This is a genomic window from Paraburkholderia translucens, assembly GCF_020881035.1.
In the GTDB taxonomy this organism is placed as follows: domain Bacteria; phylum Pseudomonadota; class Gammaproteobacteria; order Burkholderiales; family Burkholderiaceae; genus Paraburkholderia; species Paraburkholderia translucens.
In genome coordinates this window covers 21,345-34,530 of the sequence record NZ_JAJITC010000030.1, presented here as the reverse complement: position 1 = coordinate 34,530, position 13,186 = coordinate 21,345, and the positions used below count along the sequence as shown (strand labels likewise).

The following is a 13,186-nucleotide window of genomic DNA, read 5'->3' as shown; positions in this document are numbered from 1 at the left end:
GAGCTGCTTGGTGTTCATGAGGCAAGAAAAAGCCCCTAAGAACCAAGTTCAAAGGGGCTTCGAAACAACGCCGGCGTCAGTCTACCCAAACCAAATCGTCAACAGATTAGGCGATGGGCTTGGTCGATCGACGCGGTTTTTTTTCGCCTCGCAACAACCCCGCACCGGCGCGTGACTTCGCCTATGCTGACGAAACCACCCGCCCCGCCGCGAAGCCGGCTCCGATTCCTGTCCAACCGCATGGAGCGCCCGTGACCGTTCGCAACCTTGACGCCTTGTTTCGCCCCAAATCCGTCGCCGTGGTCGGCGCGTCCGAGCGGCCGGGCAGCACTGGCGCGATGGTCTGGGCGCGCGTGCTCGAAGGCGGCTTCGGCGGTCCGCTGTGGCCGGTCAATCCGAAGCACGCGACATTTGGCGGCCATGCGGTGATCCACGATGTCAGCGATTTGCCGCAGCCGCCCACTGTCGCGGTGATCTGCACGCGGCCCGCGACGTGGCCCGCGCTGATCCACAAGCTCGGCGGCATGGGCACGCGCGCGGTGATCATCGTTGGCGAAGTGCGCAGCGACGAAGACCGGCTCGCGCTGCGCCATGCGCTGTCGGCGGCGCGCCCGCATCTGCTGCGCATCGTCGGGCCGGGCAGCCTCGGCGTGGTATCGCCGGCGCTCGGCGCGCATCTGGGCGCGCCGTCGTGCACGGTCAAGGCGGGCGGCGTGGCGTGGGTGTCGCAGTCCAATGCCCTGACCAACGCGGTGCTCGGCTGGGCGCAGGCGCGCGGGCTCGGCTTTTCGCACGCGGTGGCGCTCGGCGCGGAGGCTGACGTGGACGCCGGCGACGTGCTCGATTACCTCGCGAGCGACCCCGGCACGCGCGCGATCCTGCTCGAACTCGACAGCGTGCGGGCCGCGCGCAAGTTCATGTCGGCCGCGCGCGCGGCGGCGCGCAACAAGCCGGTGCTCGCGCTGCGCTCCGGCCGCGACGATCCCGCCGACGGACTCTATACGGCGGCGTTCCGGCGGGCGGGCCTCGTGCGCGTGGACGCGCTCGACGATCTGCTCGACGAAATCGAAACGCTCGGCGTGGGCCGCGTCGCGGCGGGCGGCACCGCGACGCTGATTACGAGCGACCGCGGTCTCGCGACGCTCGCGCGCGACGCGTTCGCCGCCGCCGGCGGCCTGCTCGCGCCGTGGCCGGCGGAGGCGTCGGACGCGCTTCACGAGGCGCTGCCGCATGCGGTCGGCGGCAATCCGCTGCTGCTCGGCGATGACGCGCGTCCCGAGCATTTCGGCACCGCGCTGAAACTGCTTGCCGAGCATCGCGCGACGGGCACCGCGTTCGTGGTGCACGCGTCGACGCATGGCGCGCCCGTCGACGACGTTGCGCGGGCGCTGATCGGGCATCAGCGATTCGCTTATCGCGGACTGCTTGCGTGTTTCTTCGGCGGCGTCGATGCGGCGACGCGGGATGCGCTGCACGCGCAGGGCATCCCGGTGCACACGACGCCGCAGCGGCTCGCGCGCGCGTTCTCGCGGCTAGTCGAGTACCGGCTGGGCCGCGAACTGCTGATGCAGATGCCCGAGGGTCTGGCCGCGCAGAGTCCCGAAGCGATCGATGCCGCCCAGGCGCAGGCTCGAGAGGCGTTGGCGGCGGGCGAAAGCACGCTGGCCGGCGCGGCGGCGGCGCGGTTTCTGGACCGCTTCGGGTTGAAGGTGGAAGCTGTCGAAGAGGCAGGGGGCGAGGCGCGGGACGCGGCCAAACCCATCGTCGACGTCGCCGTCGAACTGCACGACGACGATAATTTCGGCCCCGTGTTCCGCTTCATCGCGCCGCCGGTCGATGGCGTGTCCGGCGCGTTGCACGTCTATGGCCTGCCGCCGCTCAATCCGACGCTCGCGCGCGACATCGTCATGCGTTCGCATTACGCGAGGCTGGTCGCGCCGGAACCGACGCTCGCGGCGCTGACGGCGCTCTCTCAAGTGGTTTGCGACGTGCGCGAGATCGTTGGCCTCTCATTGAAGCTCAGGGTCTACCGGGATCGCGTGATGGTGGTCGATCCGGTGTTGCGGGTTGGCGCGCAGCGCAGCCGTCTCGCGATCGTGCCGTATCCGCGCCGCTTCGAGGAAACGGTCGACTGGCAGGGGCTTCGCGTGACGGTGCGGCCGATTCGGCCGGAAGACGAAAACGCGCATCGCGCTTTCGTCGAGGCGATGACGCCGGAAGATCTGCGCCTGCGTTTTTTCGGCTCGGTCGGGACGTTCGAGCACTCGCAACTCGCGCGCATGACCCAGATCGACTACGACCGGGAAATGGCGCTGATCGCGACGGTCGACAACGAAGACGGCGTCGCGCAAACGCTCGGGGTGGTGCGCGCGGTGGCCGATCCCGACAACGAGACCGCTGAATTCGCGGTGACCGTGCGCTCGGACCAGAAGGGGCGGCGCCTCGGCCAGTTGCTGATGCAGCGGATCATCGCGTATGCGCGGGCGCGCGGCACGCACTGGCTGGTCGGCGAAGCGCTGCGCGAGAACACCGCGATGATCGCGCTCGCGAAGGCCAGCGGCTTCACGATGACGCGCACCGATGACCCCGGCGTGGTGGGCTTCAGGATGGCCCTCGACGAAGCGGCGGGCGCGGACCCGGATGCCTCCGCCCGCACCCCGCCCGCGCGTTGAGCGGCTGACCTCTCGCCCCGCTCACCGCCCGGCTTCAACCGTTCACGCCGCCAATTTCTGCGCGGCCTCGTCCACCTGGGCGCGCGTGACCGACAGCTCTTCGAGCCATGCCTGCGCATACACGGCGCCGGTTTCGCGCTCGAGCCGCGCGATGGTCGCCGCGCAGCGGTTCGCATCCTTCAGCGTCGAGATGAACGATTTCACCGACTCGCCAGCCTTGAACGCGTCGAACAGCGGCACGCGGATTTCGTCGGGCAGCGGGCGCGTGGTCCATTGATACGGCTTGCCGTTGAACGTCAGCGACGGCGGCAGCACGCGCTCCTTGCGCGCGGCCGGAATCAGACCGTAGGTGCGCGCCGCTTCGCCGATCTGCTCGGGTGAAAACAGCTCGTCGGGTGTGATGCCGAATTGCTGGATGAAGGCCTCGATGCTTTGCATCGCGGCGGCGCGGTCGTCGCGGCGCTTCTGCGCGTGAGCGACGATGTCGCGCAGTTCGTCGGCTTCTTCGGGGGTGATCGTGAAGCTCGACTGCTTCTGCTGGAGTTCGGAAAAGCGCTGGAATTCGGAATCGGTCAGAAGTTTGGCCATTGCTCAATCGATGCGCGCGCACGAGCCTGTCATGCGGCGTAATTTTGGAAGGGCCGCCATTCTAAACCATGTGCGCGAGCGCGCCGCCGGGTAGCCCGCTGATTACGCGGCCTGCTCGCGGAACATCGACAGCGCCTGCACCGTGTCGCGCAGCAGCGTAGTGGCCGCGTCGAGCGTCGGCGCGACGTATTCGTCGATCCGGCGCAGATACGGGCAGGTGAGCACCGCGATTGCCTGTCCCGACGGCGCGAGTATCGGGAACGTCACATCGGTGACGCCGAAGCTCTGCTGGCTGTCTTTCTGCCAGAAGCCCGCCGCGCGGATGCGCTCGCAGTCCTCCTCCAGCGCGTCGCGATCGATCGTCACTTCGCCCTTCACTTTCGTGTGCTCGGCAAGCATCTGCTGACGCTGCTCGACGCTCTGGAACGCGAGCATCACGCGACCGGAACCGGTGTCGATCAGGCCGACCCGCGAGCCGAGCCGCACCGACATGCCCCATGTGCCGGGTCCGTCGACCTGCGCGATCACGAGCAGGTTGCCGCGGTCGTAGACGACGAGGTGGCACGACTGCTCGGCCGCGTCGGCGAAGCGCTGCATCAGCGGCAGCGCCTCGGCGATCAGCCGGTTCATGGGCGGATGGCGGTGCGCGAGCGCAAACAGCTTCAGGCTCAGCGAGTAGCGGTCGCCGGCCGCCGAGCGCACCACGTATTGCCGCGCGACGAGCCGTTCGAGCATCCGGTACATCTCGCTGGCGTTGCGGCCCAACTGCCGCGTGATCTCGGCGCGCGTGAGTCCTTCTTTCTGCTCGGACAGCAGTTCGAGAATGTCGAGGCCTTTGTCCAGAGCGGGGGCGCGGTAGCGGTCGTCGTCTTTGTCTTCGGCGTCCATCGTGAGCGTCGGGGAATTTCGTCCGGAGTTCTTATTATCTGGTGTGCGCGGGCGAGTGCGTAGCATTTGGCGAACCGAATGGCTATCTCCAGGGAAAACACCGGCATCCGCGCGGCGCAGTTTTCTTGACTTGTAAAAATTCGAATATGAATAATACGTTTATTGGTGAATTAATGCACGCTTGACGGCGCATCATATTGACGGCGCATGTCGCCCGTCGCATGGTAAAAACACCACAATCAGGAGACACGCTCATGTCGGCATCGATCGGATCGAAGGTCGGGCAGCGGCGCCGGATCGGCCGCAGCTCGCTGCAGGTGAGCGGATTAGGTCTCGGCACGGCGCCACTCGGCGGCCTGTATCGCGACCTGTCCGACGAGGAGGCCCATGCGACCGTGGTCGCCGCATGGGACGCGGGCGTGCGCTACTTCGACACCGCGCCGCACTACGGCAACACGAAGGCGGAGCATCGGCTCGGCGCCGCGTTGCGCAACTATCCGCGCGGCGAGTACGTGCTGTCGACCAAGGTTGGTCGACGTTTCGTGCCGCGCACGTCGCCCTTCGACAACCGCGAGGGCTGGCAGAGCCCGCTGCCCTTCGAAGCGATCTACGACTACACGCACGACGGCATTCTGCGTTCCTATGAGGATAGCCAGCAGCGCCTCGGCATGATCGACATCGACATCCTGCTCATACACGACATCGGCCGCCTGACGCACGGCGACCAGCATCCGTATTACTGGCAGCAACTGACCGAAGGCGGCGGCTTCCGCGCGCTGGAGCGGCTGCGCTCGACCGGCGCGATCAAGGCGGTCGGCCTCGGCGTCAACGAGGGCGCGGTGATCCTCGACGCGATGGCCGAGTTCGATATCGATTGCGCCTTGCTCGCGGGCCGCTATACGCTGCTCGAGCAGAGCACCCTCGACGACCTGCTGCCCGCCTGCGAAGCGCGCGGCGTCAGCATTCTGTTGGGTGGCGCGTTCAATTCGGGCATCCTGGCGCGTGGCGTCGAAGGCGATCTGAAGTTCAATTACGGCGCCGCGCCGCCCGAGGTGATCGAGCGGGTCGCGCGTCTGGAGGCGGTGTGCCGCACACACGGCGTGTCGCTCGCCGCCGCCGCGTTGCAGTTTCCGTATGCGCATCCGGCGGTCGCCACCGTGCTGACCGGCGCGCGCAGTGCCGACGAAATACGCGAGAACGTCGCGTCGTTCGAGCAGCCGATTCCCGCGGCGCTGTGGTCCGCATTGCGCGACGCGGGCCTGCTCGACCCCCGCGCGCCCTCGCCCGAGGACTGACCGACCATGCAGATCGACGCTCACCAGCACTACTGGGACCCCGCACGCGGCGACTATGAGTGGATGACGCCGGACCAGACCATCCTCTACCGGCCGTTCGGCCCCGACGATCTGAAGCCGTTGCGCGAACAGGCCGGCATCGAGCGGACCGTGGTCGTGCAGGCCGCGCAGACGCTCGACGAAACCCGCTACCTGCTGGACATCGCGCGGCATGAGCCGTCGGTTGCCGGCGTGGTCGGCTGGGTGCCGCTATTGCTGCCGAACGCGCCCGATCTGATCGAGGCGCTCGCGCGCGAGCCGAAGTTCAAGGGCGTGCGGCCGATGCTGCAGGACCTGCCCGACGACGGCTGGATCGCCAACCCCGATCTCGCGCCGGCGATCGAAGCACTGATCGCGCACGACCTCGCGTTCGATGCGCTGATCTACTCACGCCATGTGCAATACGTCGAAATCTTCGCGCAGCGTTTTCCGGCGCTGCGCATCGTCGTCGATCATGGCGCGAAGCCGCCGATCCGCTACGGCCAGTCGGGTTATCAGGTGTGGCGCGACGCGATCACGCGGCTCGCCGCTTTCCCGCACGTGCACTGCAAGCTGTCGGGCCTCGCGACCGAGGCGGCGCCCGGCTGGACGGAGGACACGTTGCGGCCCTACGTCGAGCATCTGCTGAATAGCTTCGGGCCCTCGCGGCTCATGTGGGGCAGCGACTGGCCGGTGCTGGAGCTCAATGGCGACTATCTGCTCTGGCATTCGGTGGCGACCACGCTGCTCGCCCCGTTGAGCGACGCCGAGCGCGACGCCGTGTTCGGCGGCAACGCCGCCGCGTTTTACCGGCTTTGATTTCGTTAGCAGCCCATTCAACTGGAGTCGTAGATGACACAAAGACTGGCCGGCAAAACGGCACTGATCACCGCGGCGGGACAAGGCATCGGTCTCGCGACCGCCGAACTGTTCGCACGCGAAGGCGCGCGCGTGATCGCCACCGATATCCGCATCGACGGACTCGCCGGCAAGCCGGTCGAGGCGCGCAAGCTCGATGTGCTCGACGGCGCGGCGATCAAAGCGCTCGCCGCTGAAGTCGGCCCGATCGATGTGCTGTTCAACTGCGCGGGCTTCGTGCACGCCGGCAATATCCTCGATTGCAGCGAGGAGGACTGGGATTTCGCTTTCGACCTCAACGCGAAGGCGATGTACCGTATGATTCGAGCGCTTTTGCCGGCCATGCTGGAGAAGGGCGGCGGCTCGATCATCAACATGTCGTCGGCGGCCTCGAGCGTGAAGGGCGTGCCGAACCGCTTCGCCTACGGCGCGTCGAAGGCCGCGGTGATCGGGTTGACCAAGTCCGTCGCCGCCGACTTCGTCACACGTGGTGTACGCTGTAACGCGATTTGTCCGGGCACCGTGGCCTCGCCGTCGCTCGAACAGCGCATCGCCGCGCAGGCTCAGGCGCAAGGCGCGTCGGTCGATGCGGTGCAGGCCGCGTTCGTCGCGCGCCAGCCGATGGGTCGCATCGGCAAGCCGGAGGAGATTGCCGCGCTCGCGCTGTATCTCGCGTCCGACGAGTCGTCGTTCACGACGGGCCAGATCCATGTGATCGACGGCGGATGGTCGAACTGATTCTGATTGATTGACGAACTGAACACTACTGAACGTAAAGGGAAGTGCAACGATGAAATTGCTTCGTTATGGGCCGAAAGGCCAGGAAAAGCCGGGCCTGCTCGACGCGCAAGGCAAGATTCGCGACCTGTCGAAGGTGGTGGGCGATATCGACGGCGCGACGCTTGGCGATGAAAGCCTCGCGAAACTGCGCGCGCTCGATCCGGCGACGCTACCGGTCGTCGAAGGCAATCCACGCGTGGGACCGTGCGTCGGCAAGGTCGGCAAGTTCATCTGCATCGGCCTGAACTACGCGGATCATGCGGCGGAATCGAATCTGCCGGTACCGGCCGAACCGGTCATCTTCAACAAGTGGACGAGCGCGATCAGCGGCCCGAACGACGACATCGAAATCCCGCGCGGCTCGAAGAAGACCGACTGGGAAGTGGAACTCGGCGTCGTGATCGGCAAGGCGGCAAAGTATGTCGACGAGGCGAACGCGCTCGAGCACGTGGCCGGCTATTGCGTCGTCAACGACGTGTCGGAGCGCGAATGGCAGATCGAGCGCGGCGGCACGTGGGACAAGGGCAAGGGCTTCGATACGTTCGGCCCGATCGGTCCGTGGGTCGTCACGCGTGATGAAGTTGCCGATCCGCAGAACCTGAGCCTGTGGCTCGAAGTGGACGGCCATCGCTACCAGAACGGCAGCACGAAGACGATGATCTTCAGCGTCGCGAAGCTGGTGTCGTATGTCTCGCAGTGCATGAGCCTGCAGCCGGGCGATGTGATCTCGACCGGCACGCCGCCGGGCGTCGGCATGGGCGTGAAACCGAACCCCGTGTTTCTGAAGCCGGGGCAGACGGTGCGTTTGGGTATCGAAGGGTTGGGTGAGCAGACGCAAAAGACTTACGCGGCCGAGTGAGGCGCGCGCGGTTCGCGAGTCGAGCCGCAGTTTGGAAAAGCCGTTTCCGTTGTTGGCGGGAACGGCTTTTTTTCGTCTGCCGGCTGGCGATGGGCGACGCCCGCTGCCGCGTCTTTTCCATTTTGGGTCACGCAATTCATCCATCGCCCGTGTCGCGGACTCTTGCTGCCCGGTAGTGTGTTGGCGCAGGTCAGAAGCGATGGGGAACGTTGGCGGCGTAAATCAGCTTATGTCGTCGTAGTCGAGTCTCGGGGCGTACGAACATCGGATATTGACGTTAGTCATCGATATGCACCCCTACGTGCAACATTAGTGCAAAGTCCTACCCTCCTGCCTCTTGCTCCCCATTCTCCCCAATGCGGTTGACGGTCCCCTGCGCAACGGCGACCAGCTTCTCGCGATTCCCTTCCACCACGAATACGCTGCACTGGCAGGTCGCCTGATGCCTGCCCGCATAGACAACGCTCGCGCGCGCGATCAGCGTGCCCTTCACCGCTGGGCGCAAATAGTTGATCTTGTATTCACCGGTCACGACCCTCGGACCCAGCGACACAGCACCCGCGAACGTCAAAGCGTTGTCAGCGAGATAGCTGATGACGCCGCCATGCACGAAGCCGTGCTGCTGCCGCAGTTCATCGCGAATCGGCAGACACAGGGTAAGTTCGTCGCTGCCGGCGTGCATCAACTCCGCGCCGAGCAGCATGCTGAACGGCTGGGCGTGCAGCGCGCCGCGCGCCCGGTCGAGTAGGTCGGTCATCGTGGTTCCTTCGTGCAGGGTCTGCGTGTGCATCAGCGCATCCGCACAGCGCGCGCCGAGCGGTCCCTACCCACTCTAGGAAGCGACTCTTCGCTGCGCAAGGTGATTCCACGCGATGAGTCTCGAACTGTTGCGCGAGACTACCGCAACCGCGATGGTCGGCAATGAAACCTGCACATAGATCGTTTATTTGCAGAATGTGGTCTCAAGCCGTCAGTCGACCCGCCGTTAACCCTGGTATGCCCCGTGATTCCTTATTCTCAGGTGTCCACGATGTTCAGCAGGATCAAGGTCGCAGCTGGCATGCTAGATGTGCTTGCCGCTGAACAGTGAATCGTTCGCGGAGGTTCAGGAAGGCTCGACGCTCTTCGAGCAGGCAGCGGCCGCTCTGTTGCACCAGCAGACCGAGCAATTGAAGCAGGCGTTTTCCGTACTCGAAATTTCGGAAAGTGTGTTGCACACGCAACAGCCGGGTGGCCTCATCACCGCTAATGCGGAATTGGCATTAACCGGAACGCATACGCATTAAAGGAATGACGCTTAAAAACGAGGCAGCAAATAGAAAATGGCCCGCTAAAGCGAGCCATTTTGCATTAGACGCAGGGGCCTGTGGAGGCGCCTATCGTGACGTCCAAGTCTGTCTCAAAGTACCTGAAAGTACTTAGATTGCCTGGATGTTCGCAGCTTGCTTGCCCTTCGGGCCTTGCTTGACTTCGAACGACACCTTCTGGTTTTCCTGCAGGGACTTGAAGCCCGTTGCCTGGATTTCCGAGAAGTGTGCAAAAAGGTCTTCGCCGCCGTCGTCCGGCGTAATGAAGCCAAAGCCCTTTGCATCGTTAAACCACTTAACAGTACCTGTTGCCATTATTGATCCAAATAAATGTTGTGTATTGCATCGCGACCGTCATTGCTCAATGTGACGTGCGGCCGCGAGGGGAGAGTTGTATCACGTCTTCATGACAGACGCCAATCAACCTGCATCCGGGTATTCCCGATTTCGATGCTTTTTTCGCGTTTTGAGTAGGTCTGGCGAGAACTTTCTTTCGCTAGGGCTACCAGCGGCATTAAATCTTCCCGGCAACGGCCGACACATTTCTCTCGATGTGCCCCGACCGTTTGCTGAGTCCATCCGCCCGTCAACTTCGTCTATTGCCGCCCAAGTTCAGCTAAGTCCGCACTGGCGATTCAGCGGCCACGGGCAGCGCCGCGTACGCGGTAGCGAGGTGATACGGCGTGGTCGATGGCATGTCGGCGCGCGCAACTTCGCCGGTTGGCGCTTTGCATTCGAACCAGCCGTGCTCATGCAGAAAGCATCGCCGAAAACGTTCGATCTGTTGCGGCAGCGCCGCTCGCACGCCCGGGTCGTCGTGCCAGGCGAGCGCACGCAAGTATTCCGTCTGTGCCCAGATCCGCTGGGTCGCGTCGCTGGCCTGGCCGGCCTCGTCGAGCGATGCGCACACGCCGCCACTGCGCGGATCCACGCCATGCTGCTGCGCGAAGGTGAATGCGCGCGCCAGCGATTCGGCGAGCCCCGTGCCATCGAACAGCGCGCCCGCCTGCTTGACCAGCCAGTACCACTCGAACTGATGGCCCGGCTCCAGACGGTTGCCGCTCGCGCCGATCGGCAATTCGGCGATGCAGCCGCTAGGCGCGTGCACGAAGTGTCGTGCGACCGCGTCGGCGAGGCGGCGCAACGCGGCCCCGAACACGTTGTCGCGCGTCGCTTCGCAGGCGGCGAGCCACGCTTCGGTCAAGTGCATCAGCGGATTCTGCAGCGGCGTACCCGTCACCTCCGAAAAATCGACATTGAGCGCCGCGTTGAAGAGGCCTCCGTCGGCCGCGAAGTTCGATTGGATCACTGCGGTTGTGCCGTGCACCAGTTGCAGCGCTTCCCGGCTGTTGGAGCGCCGCGCGTATTCGGCGCACGCGAACACGACGAACGCGTGCGTGTAGAGATCCTTGGTCGTGTCGAGCGGCTTGCCGAGCGCGTCGACGCTGTAGAACCATCCGCCATGATCCGCGTCCTGAAAGAAGCGTGTCAACGAATCGAACAGCACGCGTGCGTGTTCCATGTCGCCCGCCTGCGAAAACGTGAACAACTGTCGTGCACATGCCATCGCCCGATAGCGTTGCGCGGGCGCCGGCTGAAGGCCGGTCGAATCGAGCGCTTCATAAGGCAGTCGTAGCGCGTGATTGAAGCCGGGCCCACGCCACATCGGCAGCACCACGTTCGCGAAGTGCTCGCGCAGCGCGGTCGTGGCGGAGGTCGTCGAAACAGGGGGAGGGGTCGTGCTTGGCATGGTCGAGTGGTTCAGGTGCAGCGTGCGCAATATTTCGAGGCGGCGTTCAGGATGGCGGTTCAGTATGCCCGCTTGCCGAGGCCGCGGTGATGTGCGGCTTAGCATAAAGCAAACGCCTCGTGCTGACACCTCGGAGCAAACATCTGAAACGCGCGAGCGGGCGCGAATCGGCGCAAATCGTCGGGGAATGGCTTCGGCGCGGGCGGAGCGCCATGCGACAATGCGGGCTCTAAATATTCCAATGGCAATGACGAGCGGCATTCGGCGCCACGTTCCCGGCGACGACCGCTCTTTTCTCTATGGCAGATTCCGCAGCATCCCCGCAATCCAGGCCCCGGCGCGCCGCAGCGAAGAAGCAGCGCCAGGGCGCCGTCTCCACCGAAACCGAAAACAAGCTGGCGCGGGCAGCGCGCTCGGCGCAACGCCTCGCGCAACTGAGTGGCGTCGCGCGCGATGACAGCACGCTCGACCTGTTCCCCGACGATCCGACTCGCGCGACGCTCGAGGCGATGAACATCGACGTCCGCCAGGGCACGCTGCATGGCTTCGAATTGCCGGATGTGGTGCTGCAGGCGGTAGGCGCATTCGATGAACACGCGTTGTTCGACAAGACGGCGCGCCGCGCACCGCGTGCGGCGAAACTTGACGCGCCGGTGCCGGTGAGCGGGCAGTTGAGCGGATTCGATATCGAGCCAGTGATGCCGGTTGCTGATGCGCGCGCAAGCGAGGCCACGAACGGCGCCTCCGCGGATGCCACGTCGAACGCAGCATCAACCAGCGACGAGAAACCGACGGGAACGCCGCGTGAGTCATCCGCGCCGCTCAGCCCGGCGATGGCGGCCGCGACCGTCGCGCGCAGCGTGACCGCATTGCGCCAGGCAGCCGAAGCGGAGTCGGCGGCGACGGCGGGTGCTGGCAAACCGCCGCAGCGTTTCGCCGCGACCTTCGCCAAAGCGGCGACGGCATCGCGCGACGCGGCTTCGGTTGCCACGTCCGCTGCGATCGGCAGCAGCGTGTGCCAGTCTACGGAGGCAGCCGCGGCGGAGACGCAATCCGCCTCGTCAGAGCTCGCCACCGCGAAGCAGGACGACGAGCTCTCCACCGCGACGCCCCTGGCGAACCCGCGGTCCGCGTCTGCAGACACTCCCACTGGATTCGCCGCCGCCTCGCGTGACACGCGCCACACCGATGCGGCCGTCACCGCGCGGCGCTCGGAGCCGGAACTCGACCGCGCGCGCGCCACCGCGTTCGCCGACACCGTCGATGCGCTGTATGGCGTGATCGCCGATCAACGCCGCGCCGCAACCGATCATTCGCGGCGCATGAAATGGATGCTCTCGATCGTGGTTGGCGCGCTGCTGGTGACGGTGGCGATCGGCATCACGCAGACGCTCCTGCTAATGCGCCTCACGCGGGAGACGACGGCTCAGCAGCGCCGTATCGAGCAGCTGATGCAGAACCAGCAGGCGGCGATGGCGACCCTGCTCGACGCGCACGCCGCCAATGCCGCGACGGCAACAGCGAATGCCGCGTCGGCACCTGCCCCGACGTCCGTTGCGGCGCCCACACAGCCCGGCGCGACGCCGACGCACGCGAGACGCGCTCGTAATCTGCACGGCCACAAAGCAGGAATTTCGAGCCTGAACTAGCTGGTATTGCAGCCGCCACGCGGCACGGGCGTCCGATCGTTAAATCGGGGCTGTTGCGGGGATGCAACGTTTCGAGCCCCGTGAGAACGCGGCAACCGGCCACACCGGAAATTTGTTGCACTGCACTAGCTTTTTCCTAGGGGAAACCCCTATAATCATTCCTAAGGGAAAACCCTAGCAATGCAGTCACTAACCGGGAGTCGCCATGAGCTACATCTTCGCACTGTTCCAAAAGGTCAGCGACCTCTTTGCGTCGCCCCATCTGCCGCTGGATTCGGACTACTCGTACGAAGCGCGTGCCCGTGAAGCAGAGCGTCTGCGCCGCGCGCAGTCCACGATGTTCGGCATCAAGCTGACGGACTAACACCGGCAATACCACCTCTCGGCGCGGGACAACGCGCTGGGGCGGCGCGCATCTCAGCTAGCGCCTTTCATTGAGCCACTATTCGCGAAACGCGGGTCGTGGCTTTTTGTTTTTTTGGCCTGCAGCTACCGCGGCGCACAACCTTCTCAAATGTTTCG

Annotated in this window: 13 protein-coding genes; 8 read left to right on the top strand and 5 right to left on the bottom strand. The window is 65.1% G+C overall.

The window, feature by feature from the left end; translation table 11 throughout:
* The first annotated feature begins 251 nt into the window (after nucleotides 1–251).
* Nucleotides 252–2,672, top strand: a complete 2,421-nt coding sequence (locus tag LJ655_RS29450) for a bifunctional acetate--CoA ligase family protein/GNAT family N-acetyltransferase (RefSeq protein ID WP_230564676.1) — start codon at nucleotides 252–254, stop codon at nucleotides 2,670–2,672.
* 42 nt (nucleotides 2,673–2,714) lie between these two features.
* On the opposite strand, the gene LJ655_RS29445 is transcribed toward LJ655_RS29450, so the two are convergent.
* Together LJ655_RS29445 and LJ655_RS29440 are read right to left on the bottom strand one after the other, a co-directional pair.
* Nucleotides 2,715–3,260, bottom strand: coding sequence for a hypothetical protein (locus tag LJ655_RS29445; protein WP_230564675.1), 546 nt, complete (start codon nucleotides 3,258–3,260; stop codon nucleotides 2,715–2,717).
* 102 nt (nucleotides 3,261–3,362) lie between these two features.
* Nucleotides 3,363–4,148 carry an IclR family transcriptional regulator gene (locus LJ655_RS29440; RefSeq protein WP_230564674.1) on the bottom strand — a complete coding sequence of 262 codons (786 nt, stop codon included), beginning with the start codon at nucleotides 4,146–4,148 and terminating at the stop codon, nucleotides 3,363–3,365.
* A gap of 254 nt (nucleotides 4,149–4,402) precedes the next feature.
* On the opposite strand from LJ655_RS29440, the gene LJ655_RS29435 reads away from it, so the two are divergent.
* Genes LJ655_RS29435 through LJ655_RS29420 form a run of 4 tightly spaced genes read left to right on the top strand, consistent with a single transcriptional unit; the run spans nucleotide 4,403 to nucleotide 7,958 of the window.
* The gene (locus LJ655_RS29435; protein ID WP_230564673.1) at nucleotides 4,403–5,443 is read left to right on the top strand and encodes an aldo/keto reductase; all 1,041 of its coding nucleotides are present in this window, start codon (nucleotides 4,403–4,405) and stop codon (nucleotides 5,441–5,443) included.
* Nucleotides 5,444–5,449: 6 nt separating this feature from the next.
* On the top strand, nucleotides 5,450–6,280 hold the full coding sequence (locus LJ655_RS29430) for an amidohydrolase family protein (protein ID WP_230564672.1): 831 nt from the start codon (nucleotides 5,450–5,452) through the stop codon (nucleotides 6,278–6,280).
* 33 nt (nucleotides 6,281–6,313) lie between these two features.
* On the top strand, nucleotides 6,314–7,057 hold the full coding sequence (locus LJ655_RS29425) for an SDR family oxidoreductase (RefSeq protein WP_230564671.1): 744 nt from the start codon (nucleotides 6,314–6,316) through the stop codon (nucleotides 7,055–7,057).
* Between the two features lie 52 nt (nucleotides 7,058–7,109).
* Complete coding sequence (locus tag LJ655_RS29420; RefSeq protein ID WP_230564670.1) at nucleotides 7,110–7,958, top strand: ureidoglycolate lyase; 849 nt, start codon at nucleotides 7,110–7,112, stop codon at nucleotides 7,956–7,958.
* 322 nt (nucleotides 7,959–8,280) lie between these two features.
* Here LJ655_RS29420 and LJ655_RS29415 read toward each other — a convergent pair whose 3' ends face one another.
* Nucleotides 8,281–8,715 carry a PaaI family thioesterase gene (locus LJ655_RS29415; protein WP_230564669.1) on the bottom strand — a complete coding sequence of 145 codons (435 nt, stop codon included), beginning with the start codon at nucleotides 8,713–8,715 and terminating at the stop codon, nucleotides 8,281–8,283.
* Nucleotides 8,716–9,025: 310 nt separating this feature from the next.
* Between LJ655_RS29415 and LJ655_RS29410 the strand changes: the two genes are divergently transcribed.
* Nucleotides 9,026–9,244, top strand: coding sequence for a hypothetical protein (locus LJ655_RS29410; protein WP_230564668.1), 219 nt, complete (start codon nucleotides 9,026–9,028; stop codon nucleotides 9,242–9,244).
* A gap of 132 nt (nucleotides 9,245–9,376) precedes the next feature.
* Here LJ655_RS29410 and LJ655_RS29405 read toward each other — a convergent pair whose 3' ends face one another.
* Together LJ655_RS29405 and LJ655_RS29400 are read right to left on the bottom strand one after the other, a co-directional pair.
* Complete coding sequence (locus LJ655_RS29405) at nucleotides 9,377–9,580, bottom strand: cold-shock protein (RefSeq protein ID WP_230564667.1); 204 nt, start codon at nucleotides 9,578–9,580, stop codon at nucleotides 9,377–9,379.
* 301 nt (nucleotides 9,581–9,881) lie between these two features.
* On the bottom strand, nucleotides 9,882–11,015 hold the full coding sequence (locus LJ655_RS29400; protein WP_230564666.1) for an AGE family epimerase/isomerase: 1,134 nt from the start codon (nucleotides 11,013–11,015) through the stop codon (nucleotides 9,882–9,884).
* A gap of 299 nt (nucleotides 11,016–11,314) precedes the next feature.
* Between LJ655_RS29400 and LJ655_RS29395 the strand changes: the two genes are divergently transcribed.
* Complete coding sequence (locus tag LJ655_RS29395; RefSeq protein WP_230564665.1) at nucleotides 11,315–12,664, top strand: hypothetical protein; 1,350 nt, start codon at nucleotides 11,315–11,317, stop codon at nucleotides 12,662–12,664.
* Between the two features lie 205 nt (nucleotides 12,665–12,869).
* Nucleotides 12,870–13,028 carry a hypothetical protein gene (locus tag LJ655_RS29390; RefSeq protein ID WP_230564664.1) on the top strand — a complete coding sequence of 53 codons (159 nt, stop codon included), beginning with the start codon at nucleotides 12,870–12,872 and terminating at the stop codon, nucleotides 13,026–13,028.
* The last annotated feature ends 158 nt before the right edge of the window (nucleotides 13,029–13,186 follow it).

Excerpts from the sequence above, each read along its gene's own strand:
- LJ655_RS29435 (WP_230564673.1), top strand. The coding sequence starts at position 4,403 with ATGTCGGCATCGATCGGATCGAAGGTCGGGCAGCGGCGCCGGATCGGC.
- LJ655_RS29395 (WP_230564665.1), top strand. The coding sequence starts at position 11,315 with ATGGCAGATTCCGCAGCATCCCCGCAATCCAGGCCCCGGCGCGCCGCA.
- LJ655_RS29425 (WP_230564671.1), top strand. The coding sequence starts at position 6,314 with ATGACACAAAGACTGGCCGGCAAAACGGCACTGATCACCGCGGCGGGA.
- LJ655_RS29440 (WP_230564674.1), bottom strand. The coding sequence starts at position 4,148 with ATGGACGCCGAAGACAAAGACGACGACCGCTACCGCGCCCCCGCTCTG.
- LJ655_RS29415 (WP_230564669.1), bottom strand. The coding sequence starts at position 8,715 with ATGACCGACCTACTCGACCGGGCGCGCGGCGCGCTGCACGCCCAGCCG.
- LJ655_RS29420 (WP_230564670.1), top strand. The coding sequence starts at position 7,110 with ATGAAATTGCTTCGTTATGGGCCGAAAGGCCAGGAAAAGCCGGGCCTG.
- LJ655_RS29405 (WP_230564667.1), bottom strand. The coding sequence starts at position 9,580 with ATGGCAACAGGTACTGTTAAGTGGTTTAACGATGCAAAGGGCTTTGGC.
- LJ655_RS29430 (WP_230564672.1), top strand. The coding sequence starts at position 5,450 with ATGCAGATCGACGCTCACCAGCACTACTGGGACCCCGCACGCGGCGAC.
- LJ655_RS29445 (WP_230564675.1), bottom strand. The coding sequence starts at position 3,260 with ATGGCCAAACTTCTGACCGATTCCGAATTCCAGCGCTTTTCCGAACTC.
- LJ655_RS29390 (WP_230564664.1), top strand. The coding sequence starts at position 12,870 with ATGAGCTACATCTTCGCACTGTTCCAAAAGGTCAGCGACCTCTTTGCG.
- LJ655_RS29410 (WP_230564668.1), top strand. The coding sequence starts at position 9,026 with ATGTGCTTGCCGCTGAACAGTGAATCGTTCGCGGAGGTTCAGGAAGGC.
- LJ655_RS29400 (WP_230564666.1), bottom strand. The coding sequence starts at position 11,015 with ATGCCAAGCACGACCCCTCCCCCTGTTTCGACGACCTCCGCCACGACC.